Here is a 15,216-nt window from a genome sequence, read left to right on the forward strand (position 1 = left end):
CACCCTCGCCGCCTGAAGCGAGGCTGCGGCGAAGTATCGAATCATGGTCGTCCTTGTTCGTCTGAGCGTGCGCGAGCAGAAGCGCGCAACTATCGGGACGGACCGGTTCACCAGAGTGTCAGGACATCGTTCATGAGCATGGTTCACACGAGCGTGTGCTCGTATTCGTGCAACAACAATGGATCTACCGATCCCGCACGGCCACGTCGCTCGACAGGCGCGCAGCGATAACGCGCGCTGCCAGGTCCAGCAGAAAGCCCAATACGCCGATCACGAGTATGACGGCCATCAGTTCCGAATATGCCAGCCGGTCACGTGTGTCGAGAATCAGATAGCCGAGTCCCGCGCTCACGCCGAGCATTTCCGCCGGGACCAGCACGATCCACAAGATGCCGATCGCGAGGCGCACGCCGGTGAGCACATGCGAAGCGATGCCCGGCACGTAGATGTGCCAGAGCATTTCCGCGCGCGTGGCGGCAAGACTTTCGCCAAGCTGGATCCAGCGCCGGTCGAGATGCGCGACGCCCGATGCCGTGCTCATCACGAGCGGCCAGACAGCGGCGAACCCGAGCAGGAAATGCACCGCACGATCGCCGACGCCGAGCGACATCACCGCAAGCGGCATCCACGAAAGCGGCGAGATCATACGGAGAAACTGCAGCGTCGGCGAGAGCGTCCGTTCGAGCCAGCGCAGACGGCCGAGCGCGAATCCCAACGGCACGCCGACCACGACCGCCCACGCAAGCCCGACAGCGATGCGCTTGAGACTGGTCGCCACATGCACGAGCAACTGATCCTCGGCTATGAGCGAGGGCAGGGCCTCGAAGGCCCGCTGCGGGGCGAACTGTGCGGCCATCGCATTGTGGCCCGCGAGCAGCGTGACGGCGAGCCACCAAAGCGCCAATGCGGCCGCCAGCCCCGCGCCCCCCAGCACGACACTGCGCCAATGCGTGGACGCAGGCGCACGGCGCCGCGCGGACGACGACGTTTCCCGGACAAGCACGCTAGACAACGATCGTCTCCTTGCGCGTATAACCCGTGTCGAGACCGAACGCCGACAAGCCCCCCAGTGCTTCCATGCTCTTCTTCACGAACCGGTCGTCTACCAGATCGCTTGCGACCCGTTTCGGATCGAGCGACGCGAGGAATTGGCTCGCACCTTCCACTTGCGTCGTTTTCAGCCGGCGCACGAGCTCTTCCGTGTAGCTCGGATACGGGTACGGCTGAAAGTCGATGCGCTTCGAGCCCCAGTTCGCGTGCTGGATTGCCCGATCGCCGAGATAGCGCCCCTCATCGGCTGCTTGCGGCGCGAGCACGCGTGCGAGCAGTTGCGATGCGTGCGGCGTGTAGCGATTCGGGCCTTCTTTCGACAGCAGTTTTGCTGCCTCTTGCGGATTGGCGCGCGTCCACAGTTGCGCTTTGACGATCGCGTCGACGACTTTCTGCGACCACGCCGTGCGTTGCGTCAGGTCCTGCTCGTGCATGAAGATCACGCAGCATGCGTGGTTGCGCCACACGTCGCCCGTGAAGCGGAGAATCTTGCCGACGTTCAGTTGCTCGGCCGCCGCATTGAACGGCTCGGCGACGATATATCCCGCGATCTTTTTCGAGGCCAGCGCGGGCGGCATGTCGGATGGCGCCATCACGACCAGGTTGACTTCCTTCGGCCCTGGCGAGCCCGAATGCTTGAGCACGGGCGTCAGACCTTGCGCGCGCAGCATGTCCTGCAGCACGACGTTGTGAATCGAATACCAGAACGGCACGGCAACCGTCTTGCCGCCGAGGTTTGCCACGGTGTTGACGTCGGGCGAAACCGTCAAGGCCGAGCCATTCACGTGATTCCATGCGACGACCTTCGCGGGCGCCTTGCTGCCGTAGCGCGCCCACACGGTCATCGGCGACAGCAGATGCACGACGTTGACCTGCCCCGAGAGGAAGGCCTCGACGAGTTGTGCCCAGCTTCGCAAGAGCGTCGGCTTCTCCGCCTGAATGCCGGCCGCATCGAAATAGCCGTTGTTGTGAGCCACGAGCAGCGGCGTCGCATCGGTGATCGGCAGATAGCCGATGCGCACGGGCGCATTCGGATCGGCTGCCGCGCGCGCATCGAACGATTTCAGAAGCGGCGCCGCACCCGCGACGCTAAAGAGCGACGCGAGCTTGAGCCATTCGCGTCGTGACATAGGTACGTTGCACATGAAGATTCCCCGCTTGTGTCTGCCGGATTCAAGCCGCCTCTGATATCGAGTTCTGCAGCGCTTGAAGAATGGAAATGCGCAGCTCGCCGAGTGAGCGCACCTGCGTGCGCCGCGGCTGCGGAAGTTCGACTGCCCAGCGCCCGACCAGCGTGCCGCGATTGCCGAGCAGCACGATCTGATCGGCGACGAGGAGCGCTTCGTCGATGTCGTGAGTGACAAAAAGCGCTGACGCGCCCGTGTTTCGCACTGCGGCGATCAGAAGCTGCTGCATGTCGGCGCGGGTCACTTCGTCGAGCGCGCCGAACGGTTCGTCGAGCAGCAGGGCGCGCGGCTCCCGGGCCAGACAGCGCGCCAGGGCCGCGCGCTGCGCCATCCCGCCTGAAAGCTGCGAGGGCAGCGAGTGCCGCGCATGTTCGAGTCCGACAGCGGCCAGTGCGTTGGTCACGCGTTCCTTCCGGTGCGCACGCGTCAAGTGCGGTTGACGCGCGAAGGTGAGCCCGAACCCCACGTTGCGCTCGACCGTGAGCCACGGCAGCAGACACGGGTCCTGAAACGCGAGTGCGACTTCGGGGCGGGGGCCGGCGACCGTCTCGCCGTCGACGCGAATCGTGCCGGATGTGGTTCGCGTCAGACCGGCGATGGCCCGCAATAGCGATGACTTGCCGCAACCGCTTGGCCCGAGCAGCGCAACGAGTTCACCGGGTGCGACCGACAGGTCGACGCCGTTCAGCACGCCGCGCGAGGCATACCGGAGCGTGACGTCGCTCGCGACGATATGCGCGCCTCGTGTCATGCCGCCGCCGTTTGTCGGTGCCGCGCGAGCTGCGTTTTCAACTGGACGAGGCTCGGTGTCACGATGGGGATGAACGAAGCCTCGCGCACGCGTCGTGCACCGCCACTCTGGCCGCGCAGATAGCCGCGCCCCCCGGTGGCCTGTACTTCGAGCGAGACCGCGTGCGTGACGGTATCGACGAGCGCGATGCGCAGTTCGAACATCGTCGCGGGCGAATTGAAGAACGTGCCGTCGAGCACGCCTTGCTTCAGTTGCGCTGCCTGATCGGCGAGCTTCGTCTCGAGTTCGCGAATCTCCGCGCCGATCGATTCGCGCGACGCCTCGCTCGCCTCCAGCGCAGCCAGCAATGCACGTCGCGCGAGTCCGATCGACATCCCGCATTGCAGACCGAGAAATGCCGGGCGCAAGCGTGCAAGCCAGGCCGGTGCGTTGGTCGCGAGGCGATACGTTTCGGCGAGGACGGTGTTGCTCACACGCAGGGCGGCCGTATTGCTCGCGCGCAGGCCGATCAGGTCGAGATCTTCGCTGCGCTCGACGCCGGGCGCGTCGTGCGGTATGGCGAAGATGGAGGGCGGCGAGCCGTCGTCGTGATCGAACGCAGCCGCGGCAAGGAAACCTTCATGCCGCAGGTTCGTGATCCACGGCAGGCTGCCGTTCAGCACGAACGAGGTTCCCCTGCGTGCCGCATGCATCTGCAAGGGCTCGATGTCGGACAGATACTTCATCGCGTTCGAAAGACCCGTGGCTCCCGCGATCTCACCGTTGAGCAGTGGCGCCAGCCAGCGTGCGCGCAGTGCGTCGTTATCGCTTTGCAACACGTATTCGATGAAGGTGCGATGTCCCCATAGCACGAAGGCTGCCGTCAACGAGCGTTGCGCGACGGCGGCCACCGTATCGATTGCGTCCGCGATCGTGCCGCCCGTGCCGCCCGACGCTTCCGGCACGCCGACGGCGACCGCGCGCGAGCGCACCAGCTGCGGCAGGATATCTGTCGCGCGGGACGTATCGACGTCGAGTGCCTCGGCGTTCGCGTCGAGCCAGGCGTCGAGCGCCTGGAAGCTCACCGGCGCGTTCATGCTGCCCGGGCCTTCGGCTCCCAGCGATACGCTTCGAGCTGCGGATTCAGTGCGTTGCGCGCCAGGTTGTTCGCGAAGTTGCAAAGCGTCGCGAGGCTGACGCCGAGTATCACTTCGAGCGCGCCGGCGTCGCTGTAACCGGCGGATTTGAACGCGGCGAGCGCTTCGTCGGACACGGCGCCGCGCGTCGCGATCACTTCGCGTGTGAAGGTAGCGACGGCATTCAGGCGTACATCGGACAGCGCGCCCTGGGCGCGGATTTCATCGACGAGTGCTTCGGGCAATTGCGCCTTCTTCAGCGCGGCAGCCGTATGGCCGGCGACGCAGAAACCGCAGCCGTGAATCGCGGCGGCGGTGATTTGCACGACTTCGCGCTCGGCCAGCGTGAGACCGCTGCGCGAATTGATTTCGCCGACGGTCAGGTACGTTTCGATCGCAACCGGTGCATTGGCGAGTGCGGCGACCAGATTGGGCAAGAAACCATTGGCGGCTTGCGACTTCTGGAGGAAAGGACGGCTGGCTTCAGGTGCGCTTTCGACGGTTTGGAGAGGCAGGCGACTCATGGCGTTCTCGATCGGAAAGCCATCATTGTTGGCGGCGCCGGTCGGGCCGGCAATGCGCCGCCGTCTCGCTTTCATGCGCGTTTGTCTCAAGTCAATGTACGGGTGTCGCGCCGATGCTCTCCGGCTCGCGGCGGCATGTACCCGGCGGCAGGCCGGTGACGCGTTTGAACGCCTGCGCAAAGGCGGATTCCGACTGATAACCGACATGCTCCGCGGTGCTGAGCGTCGATGCTCCATGTCGCAACATTTCCGCCGCGACCTTCATGCGTAGCAGCGCAAGGAACTGGGCGGGGGGCTGTCCGCATGCCTGCGCAAACTGCTTGCAGAAACGTGCGCGGGACATGTGGCAAAACGCCGCCATCGCGTGCGTGGTCCAGTCGTCGCCGGGCTTCTCGATGATCGCGCTGACGAGTGGCGTAAATTCGGCGCGACGCATGACCGACCACAGGCCAGGCGCAAAATCGTCGTTGCTCGCGACCGCACGCAACGCGTAGAAGAACAGGGCATCCGTCAGACGATTGACGAGCGGCGACGGCGCGTCTTGCGCACGCGCCGCTTCGGCGCGGATCAGGTCGAACAGTGTGCGCGTGCCCGCCATCTTCGCGTCGTTGTGCCGCGCGACGATGTGATCGGGCAGAAGACTCGTGATCGCATCGCCGAGATCGGAACGGAATTCAAAGAAACCGCACGCCAGTGCGACGCCATGTTGTGAAGGGTCGTGCGCGGCGAGCGGCGTCATTGCTCCGATACGCACGGTGTATTCGTCATCGGACGGCGCGTTCGAGTCGGGCGTGAGGCAATGCACCATGTCGTGCATCAGGAATACCGCATCGCCTGCGACGAGGTGTGTGCTTTGCGCGGCGCGGCCGTTCCTGGCGGGCAGGTGCAGCCAGCATGCGCCTTCCAGCACGAGATGGAAGCTCGCTTGCTGATGGCCGGCCGTCGATGCGCGATATACGCCGCAATACCGGCCCACGTGGAAGAGGGTACTGCGCAGTTCGAGTCCGGAGAGCAGCCAGTCGGCAGCCTGTTCGGCGGAGGTCGGCATGATGGGCGAAAGCAGCGAGGCCATTGGGAAGTCGACTGCGAGCCGTGATCCTAGCGTCGTACCGTTGCGTCGTAAAACAAGCGATCGTGGAAAGCATATATGCTCGCGGCATATGTGCTCCGTGGCCTTGGTGTCGACAGGTCGGTACTTTTGCCCTGCGTCGCGCCGATTTCGAACGGACGATGTGTTTCCTCGCGCCCGCTTTCGGCCACGCCGCCGTCGACGATTTGCCGGACTGAACGCCTGCGCCAACAGGCTTCGTTTCGAACAAGCTGCCGAGCGCGCCGTCGGCAAGGAAGGTGCACGTTGGTGCAGTCAGAGAGCGGCCAGCAACCGGAGTTGATGTTCGCTTTCGGCCCCGCGAACCAGTGCATAGGCCCGCATCTCCATGCGCTCAAGGAGCGAAATGGATTCCGAGCCGGAAAAGTTGCTCCATGCGTCGTCCGCGATCGAGGTCGGCGCGCCGTGGGCTTTCGCGAATGCTCGCAGGAGAAGGCTTGCCTCGCGGCGCAGGACATGGCGGTCAGCGTTCAGAACATACGGCGGACAGTCGGCGCGTAAAACGAGGTAGTGCGGAATCGCCTTGCGATCACTTTGCATGATGGCGAAGAAGCAGATGTGTCGACATGTTGACCCCCTCCACAGGGGACGACTCACTACACGGCAAGCGTCGCCGGCATGACGAATGCATCGCGGCGCAGCTGCTCGACCGCATCACGCTACCGTACACGCTTCGATCCGCTGACCGGCCCCGCCGGATGTGATGAGGGCGCATTTCGGGTTCGATGTCTCCCTCTCCGCCCGAACGAGGTTTTTCATTTCCGCCGCCGCAGCCGGCTCAGCAGCTCAAGCGCCATCGTGTCGGCGTCGTTGTTGATCATTTCCGCTTGCAACAGTAGGCCGCCAACACGGACGGCTGCATCCCAGCTCTCTTCGGTCATTGCCTGATGGTTGCGCGCAAGCTGTTCGGCAAGCGTCAGGAGCGCCGCCATCCTTGCTGACTCGCCAGAAGCCCGGCGCTCCTCTCTCCCGGCAATTAGCCGGAACAGCCCAAGGACCGACTCGGCGGTAACGAACGGGATAGTCATCCGGACTTTATACGCCCTTTCTTTCCGCTCCGCCCATATATTCGCGGCATACCGGTTAAGGCCCATCATGGCCGTAATGGGACTACACTGAAGGCGCTTTCGCAGGAGGAGACAGTGATGACAGACTTTGACCTCCCAAACACCTTCCGGGGGCTGCCGCTAACCGCGGAGCAGGACGCGGAGGTGAGGCACTACATAAAGGTCCGAATCAGGCGCGGCCTGCCGTGGGACACGCCGGAGCTGAGCGCGATGCTCAAGGACATGCTGCTTCCCCCGGGTGACGGCAACAGCGATGTCGACTCCCCGGAAGACGAAGCTAAAGCGGCCGCTGAGCGCGCATCGGCCTCGGTTGACGAAGCAATGGAACCCATCGAGGCGAGTGAAGAGCGGAATGCGGCCATGGAGTCGGAAAGCATGAAAGGACCCAGACGATAAAACCGCAGGCAATGACGCTTGCTGCCGGGTAGCGCCGTATGTGCGGGATCGTGAGGTATTCCGCATGGATTCGGCGCGCATGATTTCAACGCTTGAACGGGTGCCGTCGGCCCCCGTGACGTCGAGCCCGCGCATCTCCGCTGAACACGAGGGGCCGAATATGCGGCTGATCGAACCGGATGAATACAGAGACTTTCTGGCGACCCTGGAGCGCCATGGTTTGGCAGAGGGCGATTTCGATTTGCAGGAAACCGACACGACCGACCCGAAGGGTGACGAGAACCTCGGTCTGCAGGGCTACGTCACGATAACCAGATGCTCGACGCAGATTACGAAGGAATACGTGATCGGCGACGAAAGCGACTGGCTACTGCATTTCAGGAAAGATCTCGAAGCGGGTGCCTTCGACAGACAGGAATGACATCCCGACGCGACGCGCCGCACTTGGGAGGAAGTTCGGTTGACGGAACGTGGAACGCATGCGGCCCGATGGCATCAGCGCGGGAAAGATGAGCGGCGCAGTGGGGGCGCATCCCTTCAGAGGGTCAGCGCAATACGACGCTGCTCGATCCAATGCGAGTGCGCGGGAGCGGCCCAATAGTCATTGGCCCGCCCGAAGACGAACTGGATGCCAGGATCTCGTTCTGCTCGTCCGAAGCGCCAAGTCCTGTCGCCAGTTCATCGCAACTCACAACGCCAACCTTTGACCTGCTCCCCGCGCTTCGCGCGGTGACGGTGCAGAGTCCGTTCTTGTGGTGATGATCCCGCTTGAGGGCGTGCTTGCCAGGCGATGCTCTCGACCGATCTTCGACGGCGTCAGTCCGCCTTGGCCGCAGCATGTATTGCCGTCCGCGTCGATTCCGGCGATGCCCTCATTGTCCGAGGCGGCTGGCGTGCCGCCCGAAGTTCAATTTGTCGATGCCGAGAGATCATCGGCCCAATGCGCGTCGAGCCATTCGAGCGCCCAGTTTTTCGCAAAGGCAATCGCATCCTCGCGCACGTCGAAGCCAGCCAGATCTCCGCTCAGTTGAACGTCACACTCACTGCCGTCCGCACGATTGATGCTGATCCGCGCGTGTGCCATGTATTCCCCGTCGGCCCTGCGCGGTGTCGGGTCGATATGGAATCGGGTTGAATCGAGTTGCATTTGCCTTCCCCCTTCAATCGCTGCGGGGCCACTGGCCACCGCGAAGCATTTCATCGCGACAATCGCGAATGGCGCGGTCCAGCCCCGCGCGAGCGTCAGACGACAGGAACGGCTCGATGACGCCAGAACCATCGTGTCGAATCCATTTCAATGGGTCTTTCCTGTTCGTCTCCAGCCTCCCGACGTTGCCGGCGCGCCAAGCGCCAGGCGTGTTTGAGTCTGTGGCGGCGCCGCGGACGCAGAAGCAGGATGGACCGAGGAGGAGATCAGGACGCGCTAGCGAACATGCTCATGTCCTGTAGACACGCATCGATCAGGCGCTTCGCATGCGCAGTCGGTACGCGTCGCGCTCGTCCGCATTGCGCGGTTTCGATGAGAGGCCCGATCACGTTCGGAGGGGGGCGCCATGAGTGGCGCGGGAATCGGTAGCGAGTCAGTCAACAAGTGCAGCTTACGCCCATTGGCGAACTTGTACAGCGAAAGCTCTGTGCGAACTGCCGGATGGCCTGCTGCATTGATTGGGCGCAGGGCGGGCCGGCACAGGCAAGTGTGAACAATCTCCGATGCGCGGGAGGATGGTGACCTGATGTAATCGTCGACACACTTCAATTAGAAATTCGAAACATCTCGAAGACACGGAGGCAAGGGTGCGCGGCGGAGCGAGCCTTGCCGATCGAGGCGTGTTCTTGTGCTGCCGCGAAATGCACCGACCGAAACAGCTTGACAGGGTGTCTGGCCCAGCGTACGGTCGGTCTCTGAAGCCTTCAAGAAGCGCGATTGCTGCTCATCATTGACCGCGGAACGCGGTACTCGTTGTCCTCTCCCTCCTTGATCCTTTTTCGTGCATCCCTATCGGGGTGCATACATGCGTCCAATATCAGGAGACTTTCCATGGATACCGGTACCGTCAAATGGTTCAACGACAACAAGGGTTTTGGCTTCATCACGCCTGACAGCGGCGGCGACGATCTGTTCGCGCATTTCTCGGAGATTCGCGGCGATGGCTTCAAGACGCTGGCTGAAGGACAAAAGGTCAGCTACGAGACGAAGCGCGGGCCCAAGGGGCTGCAGGCCTCGAACATCATTCCTCAGTAATCCGCATCATTCGCCGGTCCTGCGTGCGGGATCGGCCACGCAGTGATCGGTCGGAGATCTTTCGCATAAGGCGACCTGCGCGGATAGGTGCGAACGTGCCCCGCAACAAGGCGCTCCAAGGATTGGCCGGTGCCCGGCGCGGCGCTGAACCGGGTGCCGCCCAAGGCACGTTCTACATCCACTGAATCGAGCGGAAAGAAGCGCTCCGTCGAGAGGCGATAACAAGGCACGTTAGCGCCCCGACGAGGTACGGCCCGCACGTCGTGCTGGTACGCGCCTCCATGCACAAGCGTTTCCGATATTTGCACTGAAACCGCTCCCTGCCGGGGACCGGAAATCCGCACGCCGCTGCAATTGCGGCGCGTCACATTGATCGGAGAAATTAATTTGGCAAAGGAAGAATTGCTGGAACTGGACGGCGTAGTGGATGAGGTGCTTCCGGACAGCAGGTTTCGCGTTACCCTGGAAAACGGCACGGTCGTTGCAGCATACGCATCGGGCCGCATGCGCAAACATCGCATCCGCATTCTCGCTGGCGATCGGGTCAGGCTGGAATTGTCGGTCTATGACCTGACCAAAGGGCGTATCAATTTCCGGCACAAAGACGAAGGGGCTTCGTCCGGTTCGCCTCGAAACCGATTTGCTCGACGCTAGCGAGGCGCGGTGCCGCGCGTCGCCGGCCCCCGGCGCATGGCCGTGATGTTTTCTCAAACAGATTGACGGACACGCGGCCGCATTGCGCAACTGCCGCGCTACGCGCTGATGGATGTCGTGTCGCCAATCGACGCTGCGCAGCGACCCAGCCGCCCAGGCAGGTTCAATCGATGCCTTGCGCCTTTCCGTGCTCCAGCACTTGTTCTTCGAGCAAAGTGCGCGCGAGCGCTCGAGCGGCGTCGCGCGCCTCCACGTCCGTCGCAAAATTCCCTTCGGTATCGTATTGCTCGAAGGAGCCTGGATCCTCTCCGATGTGGTGCAAGTGGACGATTCCGCGATAGCGCCCAGACACGGTCTTCATCACGCGAAGGCGTGCTACGTGCATATGGGTCGTACACACTTCATCATCCATGATGCCTTCCTTGCCAAGACCCCTGGCGAGACAACGACATGGCCGGCTTCACTCGCCCGCCGGCCTCGGTGAGCCTGGTCCCCGGCAAACTTCGGCATGGCGGGGTGATCGCCGCCCGCGCAGAGACGTCAGTGTTTGCGATGCATCCACCCCAAGTGATGGGAATCCAGCCACTGGACGATTTCCATACTTGAATGTTCGCTTTGGTAACGGCGCGCCAGCGCGACTGCAACCACCGCGATCACCGCAAGACCAACCACCCAACCAATCATCGACTGAGTCATGACAGCCTCCTTCTGGAATGCGGCCATGACTGAATTTTAGGCGTTTCGGGGGAAGGATTCCGAAGTCTTGCGCCACGCCGGGCGGACGAACCGCCTCGCGGCCGACGCGAACGCGCGCAGCCGCGAGCCGGTTCGTGTCCGCGACGTGAACAAAACCATCGCGCCCGCACGGCGCGTAACCTGCCGAACCCGTCGACGCGGAACGTCACGGGTCATTGGCCGCAGTAGCGGGCAGCCCGCCGGCGGCCGTCGCCACCCAGCTCACCGCGTCACGATCGCAGCACGCCAACCCTCCTTCTCCCCAACGGCTCGCCATAGGCGCATCGAAATACGAAGCCAGGCAGCCGCCGACAGTCCGTCCCGATTCCGTCCGACAAAAACGCGCCCCGAACGCCGTCCGTAGGGGATTTCCCGGGACTGCCAAATACACGTTGACTGCCGAAATTCGGGCTCATATATTGAACATGTTCCTTCCTGTTCCTTGCATTGAGGACGAGTGCGGACGAGGGTCACACGACCCGTGACAGATCGTCAGGTCAACTTTCATTTATTGGGAAAGCGATGAAAACCCACGCCTATGCGGGTTGTGCTGCCTTGTTGGTATGCGCTGGCGCGCACGCACAATCGTCCGTGACGATGTACGGCATCGTCGACGAGTTCGTTCAATACGTGAATACGGGAAAAGGATATACGGCCGCCATGGGCTCCAGCGGCGAGTGGGCAAGCCGATTCGGCCTCAAGGGAAGCGAGGAAATCGGCTCCGGGCTCAAAGTCAATTTCCAGTTGGAGAATGGTTTCAATCCAAACGATGGGTCCATGGCGTCACCGTCGCAGATGTTCAATCGACAGGCGTGGATCGGCATATCCGGGAATTGGGGTGAATTCAGGATGGGGCGCCAGAATTCGCCGGTGTTTTACGATCAAGGCCATCTCGACGCGTTCGGCGCCTCCACGCAGGCCTCGGGTTTCAGCAACCTGATGACGTACGTCGTTCGAACCAGCAATACGATTTCCTATCAATCCCCGGTCGTGGCGGGCCTGCAGGCGGGCCTGTACGTCGGTTTCGGAACCGAGGGCGGATTGCGTTCGGGCGGTTCCAGCTACCAGGCCGATCTGCAATACAACCAAGGTCCGATCGCGGCGGCGGTCGCGTGGCAGGCCGTAAGAAACAAAGCCAGCAATTCGACCGATACCGCGATAGAAGCCGGCGCGTCATATCAAATCGGAAAGGCGACCATTTTTGCCGGATGGAATGCGTCGCGCTGGACGGATATCGGATTGAACGTTCGCGTTTATGGCATTTCAGGTAAATACCAGATAACACCGGCGAGCATGGCGGCTTTAGGCGTCGCCATGCTGCGCGATCAGACGGCGGCAAATAACCACGCCCGTCAGATCAGTGCGATGTATCAATACGACTTGTCGAAACGAACCAGTCTCTACGCGACGATTTCCTATCTGGATAATCGCAACGAGGCGAGTTACACCCTGGCCGGCTCGGCCAACCCCGGATTGCCGCTTGCCTATCCCGGCGCACCCGCGCGGGGCATTTCGCTCGGCATGTTCCACAAGTTCTGACCGCTTGCGTCCGCCTGATCTTCCGATACCATGAACATGTATGACCCAGTGCTCTCTATGCTTCGCACCCGGACGAGCCGCTCGTCGGTGCGGCGTGTGAGCGAGACCGGCTATCGGAGGATGCGGATGAAAAAGCGAACCAACACCATCACGATGTCGAAGGCGGACAAGGTGGCGGAGACGTTGCGGAAGGAAATACTGTCGGGACGGCTGACGCGCGGCCAGTTGCTGCGCAGCGAGAGCGAGCTGATGGAGCGCTTCTCCGTCAGCCGCAACACGGTTCGAAAGGGGCTCGACGCGCTGTCCAACGACGGCCTGATCGCCCGAAAAGGCGGTGTCGGGTCGTTCGTCACCTACGACGGCCAACTGCTCGACAGCGAGCTCGGCTGGTCGAAGTCGCTGGAGAACGCCCCGGTGGGCGCGCAGACGCAGTTGCTGCGCATCGCGCTCGTGCCGGACGAGGCGCTGGCCAGCCAGATCGGCGTCCAGCAGCAGATGTTCATCGCGGTGGACAGGCTCCGGTCGGAGTCGGGCACGGGCAAACCCATTTCGTACGAGTGCAGCCGGATTCCGTTTTCCGACGAGCTGTCGGACATCCCGCTGCAAGGCCTGATCGAAGGCTCGCTCAATCGCACGCTCGTGGAGCATGGCATGGTGCCGGACCACGGCGAGGAATGGGTGGAAATCGTCGGGCTCGAGCCGGCCGATGCCGACGTGCTCAAGCGAGCGCCGGGCACGCCGTTTCTGCGTACCCGGCGCCTGACGCGCGGACAGGACGGAAACCCGATCGAGTATGTGGTCAGTCTGCTGGATCCCACGCACTTTGCATTGCACCTGGAATTTTGACCGATGAGCGAGACAGTGAATCAAGACCAGCTTGACCGCGCCGCGGGCGCGCTGCTGGGCTGCGCGCTTGGCGACGCCGTGGGCATGCCCACGCAGCTCCTGTCGCCTGACGGGATTCGCGCGATTTACGGCGACGTGACGGGGTTTGTCGCGCCGACCGCCGACCATCCGCTGTCTGCCGGGCTGCCGGCCGCGACGATTACGGACGATACCGAACAGACGCTGCTGCTGGCCGAAACGCTGCTGCGTTCCGGCGCCGCGTTCGACCACGCGCGGTGGGTTGACGCGCTGATCGCCTGGGAGAACGATATCCGGGCGCGCGGCGGGTACGACCTGCTCGGGCCGTCCACCAAACGGGCGCTGACGGCGATCAACGCCGGCGTCCCGGTCGACGAGGCCGGCAAGGCCGGCGATACGAACGGCGCGGCGATGCGCATCGGGCCCGTGGGGATCGCGACGCCGCTCGATCCGCTGATGCAGCTCGTCGAGCGCGTCGCGGATACCTGCCGGGCGACCCACAACACCAATCTCGCGATCGCATCCGCGAGCGCCGTGGCCGCGGCCGTCAGCGCGGGCATCGAAGGGGCCGACGTGCATGAAGCCACGCATGTCGCGATCGAAGCCGCCACGCTCGGCGAGCGCGAAGGGCATTGGGTGGCCGGCGCGTCGATCGCCGGCAGGATCCGTTGGGCGGTCGACCACGTGCTGCGTTGCGACCGGCGAGCGGCAGTCGAATTCATCACGGGGCTGGTCGGCACCAGCGTCGCCGCGCAGGAGTCCGTGCCGGCCGCATTCGCGGTGCTCGCGGCAACGGGTGGCAACGTGTGGGAGGCCTGCCTGATGAGCGCGAATCTTGGCGGCGACACCGATACGATCGGCGCGATCTGCGGAACCATTGCCGGTGCCTGCCAGGGCAGGGCGAAATTGCCGGCGGCGATGGTGGCCGAGGTCTGCCGCGTCAATGCGCTGGATGTGGAGCCGATCGCGCGAAGGCTGCTGACAGCCCGGCACGCGTTCGCCGCGCGTTCGCGCAGCGGGGCATGACGCACATGGCCCGCATCGTTCACATGGGCAGCGCGATCGTCGATCTCACGTACGAGATCGACCGCGTGCCCGCGGCCGCGACCGAGGTGCAGGCGACACGCGCGCACGTCGACGTCGGCGGTGCGTTCAATGTCATGGCGGCAGCACGCGCGTACGGCGTGGCGGTCGTCTACGCCGGCCGGCACGGGAACGGGCCGTTCGGCGAGCGCGTGCGCGCGCGGCTGGGCGGCGCGGGCATCGAGGTGGTGCAGCCGATTTCGGACGACGGCGATACAGGGACGTGCGTCGTCCTCGTCGACGCTGACGCCGAACGCACGTTCGTCACGAATGCCGGCGTCGAGAGCCGGCTCGAACGCGGCGATCTGGAGCGCGTCGACGTGATGCCCGGCGATTACGTCGTGCTGTCCGGGTACATGTTGTCCTATCCGGCCAGCCGGGACGCGCTGTGCGACTGGGCCGACGCATTGCCGTCGCACTGCACCGTCGTCTTCGATCCGGGCCCGCTGGTGCAGTCGATCCCGCGCCCGCTGCTCGAGCGGACGCTGCGCCGCGCCGATTGGCTCAGCTGCAACGCCGACGAGGCATTCGCGCTGTCCGGCGAGCGCGAGCCGCTTCAGGCGCTGCAGGCGATGCGGCGCACGTTCGATCTGGCTGGCGCGGGCGTGCTGCTGCGGCTCGGCGCGAACGGATGCCTGGTCGACCAGGACAGGCGTCACGCCGACCACGTGCCGGGCATGCCGGTGGCGGCGATCGACGCAAACGGCGCGGGCGACACCCACCTCGGCAATTTCGTGGCGAAGCTCATCGACGGGTGCGATGCGCTCGACGCCGCTCGTTACGCGAATGCCGCGGCCGCCTATGCGGTCACCCGGCGCGGCGGCGCGGTGGCGCCCGACCCGAAGACGGTTGCCGCTTTCATCAGATCACATCACAACGGATAGGGCCGGTTGCGGCGCAG

At 63.7% G+C, this 15,216-nt stretch carries 19 protein-coding genes; 8 read left to right on the plus strand and 11 right to left on the minus strand.

From position 1 onward, the window contains the following. Positions 1-184 precede the first annotated feature (184 nt). The 8 genes from HWY45_RS08805 to HWY45_RS36775 form a co-directional block, all read right to left on the minus strand. Positions 185-1,012 (minus strand): ABC transporter permease, encoded by an 828-nt coding sequence (locus HWY45_RS08805; protein WP_059882490.1) that lies wholly within the window; start codon positions 1,010-1,012, stop codon positions 185-187. Then, positions 1,005-2,195, minus strand: a complete 1,191-nt coding sequence (locus tag HWY45_RS08810) for an ABC transporter substrate-binding protein (protein WP_059882488.1) — start codon at positions 2,193-2,195, stop codon at positions 1,005-1,007. Before HWY45_RS08810 ends, HWY45_RS08805 begins: the two co-directional genes overlap by 8 nt. Before the next feature lie 28 nt (positions 2,196-2,223). Then, positions 2,224-2,988 carry an ABC transporter ATP-binding protein gene (locus HWY45_RS08815; RefSeq protein WP_059882486.1) on the minus strand — a complete coding sequence of 255 codons (765 nt, stop codon included), beginning with the start codon at positions 2,986-2,988 and terminating at the stop codon, positions 2,224-2,226. After that, entirely contained in the window at positions 2,985-4,064 is a 1,080-nt protein-coding gene (locus HWY45_RS08820; RefSeq protein WP_059882485.1) for an acyl-CoA dehydrogenase family protein, read from the minus strand. The genes HWY45_RS08815 and HWY45_RS08820 overlap by 4 nt, the downstream gene beginning before the upstream one ends. Continuing rightward, positions 4,061-4,627, minus strand: coding sequence for a carboxymuconolactone decarboxylase family protein (locus tag HWY45_RS08825; RefSeq protein WP_059564375.1), 567 nt, complete (start codon positions 4,625-4,627; stop codon positions 4,061-4,063). Before HWY45_RS08825 ends, HWY45_RS08820 begins: the two co-directional genes overlap by 4 nt. 91 nt (positions 4,628-4,718) lie before the next feature. Then, positions 4,719-5,927, minus strand: a complete 1,209-nt coding sequence (locus tag HWY45_RS08830) for an AraC family transcriptional regulator (protein WP_230950993.1) — start codon at positions 5,925-5,927, stop codon at positions 4,719-4,721. 63 nt (positions 5,928-5,990) lie between these two features. Then, complete coding sequence (locus HWY45_RS08835) at positions 5,991-6,275, minus strand: hypothetical protein (RefSeq protein WP_059882482.1); 285 nt, start codon at positions 6,273-6,275, stop codon at positions 5,991-5,993. Positions 6,276-6,490: 215 nt separating this feature from the next. Continuing rightward, complete coding sequence (locus HWY45_RS36775) at positions 6,491-6,667, minus strand: hypothetical protein (protein WP_230942576.1); 177 nt, start codon at positions 6,665-6,667, stop codon at positions 6,491-6,493. 213 nt (positions 6,668-6,880) lie between these two features. On the opposite strand from HWY45_RS36775, the gene HWY45_RS08845 reads away from it, so the two are divergent. Both HWY45_RS08845 and HWY45_RS08850 read left to right on the plus strand, forming a co-directional pair. After that, positions 6,881-7,198 (plus strand): hypothetical protein, encoded by a 318-nt coding sequence (locus HWY45_RS08845; protein ID WP_059564276.1) that lies wholly within the window; start codon positions 6,881-6,883, stop codon positions 7,196-7,198. Positions 7,199-7,358: 160 nt separating this feature from the next. Then, on the plus strand, positions 7,359-7,619 hold the full coding sequence (locus tag HWY45_RS08850; protein WP_059882545.1) for a hypothetical protein: 261 nt from the start codon (positions 7,359-7,361) through the stop codon (positions 7,617-7,619). 486 nt (positions 7,620-8,105) lie between these two features. On the opposite strand, the gene HWY45_RS08855 is transcribed toward HWY45_RS08850, so the two are convergent. Next, positions 8,106-8,345 (minus strand): hypothetical protein, encoded by a 240-nt coding sequence (locus HWY45_RS08855; protein ID WP_059564379.1) that lies wholly within the window; start codon positions 8,343-8,345, stop codon positions 8,106-8,108. Positions 8,346-9,236: 891 nt separating this feature from the next. Here HWY45_RS08855 and HWY45_RS08860 point away from each other — a divergent pair. Continuing rightward, positions 9,237-9,440, plus strand: a complete 204-nt coding sequence (locus HWY45_RS08860) for a cold-shock protein (RefSeq protein WP_059564277.1) — start codon at positions 9,237-9,239, stop codon at positions 9,438-9,440. Positions 9,441-9,827: 387 nt separating this feature from the next. Continuing rightward, on the plus strand, positions 9,828-10,094 hold the full coding sequence (infA, locus tag HWY45_RS08865) for a translation initiation factor IF-1 (RefSeq protein WP_081059749.1): 267 nt from the start codon (positions 9,828-9,830) through the stop codon (positions 10,092-10,094). 163 nt (positions 10,095-10,257) lie between these two features. Here the strand turns inward: infA and HWY45_RS08870 are convergent, their stop codons facing one another. Both HWY45_RS08870 and HWY45_RS08875 read right to left on the minus strand, forming a co-directional pair. Further along, positions 10,258-10,506, minus strand: coding sequence for a hypothetical protein (locus tag HWY45_RS08870; protein ID WP_230942325.1), 249 nt, complete (start codon positions 10,504-10,506; stop codon positions 10,258-10,260). A gap of 128 nt (positions 10,507-10,634) precedes the next feature. After that, positions 10,635-10,790, minus strand: coding sequence for a hypothetical protein (locus tag HWY45_RS08875; protein ID WP_167361393.1), 156 nt, complete (start codon positions 10,788-10,790; stop codon positions 10,635-10,637). Positions 10,791-11,351: 561 nt separating this feature from the next. On the opposite strand from HWY45_RS08875, the gene HWY45_RS08880 reads away from it, so the two are divergent. The 4 genes from HWY45_RS08880 (at position 11,352) to HWY45_RS08895 (ending at position 15,199) form a co-directional block, all read left to right on the plus strand. Beyond that, positions 11,352-12,368: a porin gene (locus HWY45_RS08880; RefSeq protein ID WP_059882478.1), complete on the plus strand. Its 1,017-nt coding sequence runs from the start codon at positions 11,352-11,354 to the stop codon at positions 12,366-12,368. Between the two features lie 126 nt (positions 12,369-12,494). Continuing rightward, the gene (locus HWY45_RS08885) at positions 12,495-13,214 is read left to right on the plus strand and encodes a GntR family transcriptional regulator (protein ID WP_059810848.1); all 720 of its coding nucleotides are present in this window, start codon (positions 12,495-12,497) and stop codon (positions 13,212-13,214) included. 3 nt (positions 13,215-13,217) lie between these two features. After that, complete coding sequence (locus HWY45_RS08890; protein WP_059810849.1) at positions 13,218-14,258, plus strand: ADP-ribosylglycohydrolase family protein; 1,041 nt, start codon at positions 13,218-13,220, stop codon at positions 14,256-14,258. After that, positions 14,255-15,199 (plus strand): PfkB family carbohydrate kinase, encoded by a 945-nt coding sequence (locus HWY45_RS08895; protein ID WP_081069791.1) that lies wholly within the window; start codon positions 14,255-14,257, stop codon positions 15,197-15,199. Before HWY45_RS08890 ends, HWY45_RS08895 begins: the two co-directional genes overlap by 4 nt. Positions 15,200-15,216: the final 17 nt, after the last annotated feature.

The sequence above is a fragment of the Burkholderia stagnalis genome (assembly GCF_902830275.1).
Classification (GTDB): Bacteria; Pseudomonadota; Gammaproteobacteria; order Burkholderiales; family Burkholderiaceae; genus Burkholderia; species Burkholderia stagnalis.

Coding starts and splice junctions, on each gene's coding strand:
- HWY45_RS08810 (WP_059882488.1), bottom strand. CDS start 2,195: ATGTGCAACGTACCTATGTCACGACGCGAATGGCTCAAGCTCGCGTCG.
- HWY45_RS08815 (WP_059882486.1), bottom strand. CDS start 2,988: ATGACACGAGGCGCGCATATCGTCGCGAGCGACGTCACGCTCCGGTAT.
- HWY45_RS08820 (WP_059882485.1), bottom strand. CDS start 4,064: ATGAACGCGCCGGTGAGCTTCCAGGCGCTCGACGCCTGGCTCGACGCG.
- HWY45_RS08825 (WP_059564375.1), bottom strand. CDS start 4,627: ATGAGTCGCCTGCCTCTCCAAACCGTCGAAAGCGCACCTGAAGCCAGC.
- HWY45_RS08835 (WP_059882482.1), bottom strand. CDS start 6,275: ATGCAAAGTGATCGCAAGGCGATTCCGCACTACCTCGTTTTACGCGCC.
- HWY45_RS36775 (WP_230942576.1), bottom strand. CDS start 6,667: ATGGCGGCGCTCCTGACGCTTGCCGAACAGCTTGCGCGCAACCATCAG.
- HWY45_RS08845 (WP_059564276.1), top strand. CDS start 6,881: ATGACAGACTTTGACCTCCCAAACACCTTCCGGGGGCTGCCGCTAACC.
- HWY45_RS08850 (WP_059882545.1), top strand. CDS start 7,359: ATGCGGCTGATCGAACCGGATGAATACAGAGACTTTCTGGCGACCCTG.
- HWY45_RS08855 (WP_059564379.1), bottom strand. CDS start 8,345: ATGCAACTCGATTCAACCCGATTCCATATCGACCCGACACCGCGCAGG.
- HWY45_RS08860 (WP_059564277.1), top strand. CDS start 9,237: ATGGATACCGGTACCGTCAAATGGTTCAACGACAACAAGGGTTTTGGC.
- HWY45_RS08870 (WP_230942325.1), bottom strand. CDS start 10,506: ATGGATGATGAAGTGTGTACGACCCATATGCACGTAGCACGCCTTCGC.
- HWY45_RS08875 (WP_167361393.1), bottom strand. CDS start 10,790: ATGACTCAGTCGATGATTGGTTGGGTGGTTGGTCTTGCGGTGATCGCG.
- HWY45_RS08880 (WP_059882478.1), top strand. CDS start 11,352: ATGAAAACCCACGCCTATGCGGGTTGTGCTGCCTTGTTGGTATGCGCT.
- HWY45_RS08885 (WP_059810848.1), top strand. CDS start 12,495: ATGAAAAAGCGAACCAACACCATCACGATGTCGAAGGCGGACAAGGTG.
- HWY45_RS08890 (WP_059810849.1), top strand. CDS start 13,218: ATGAGCGAGACAGTGAATCAAGACCAGCTTGACCGCGCCGCGGGCGCG.
- HWY45_RS08895 (WP_081069791.1), top strand. CDS start 14,255: ATGACGCACATGGCCCGCATCGTTCACATGGGCAGCGCGATCGTCGAT.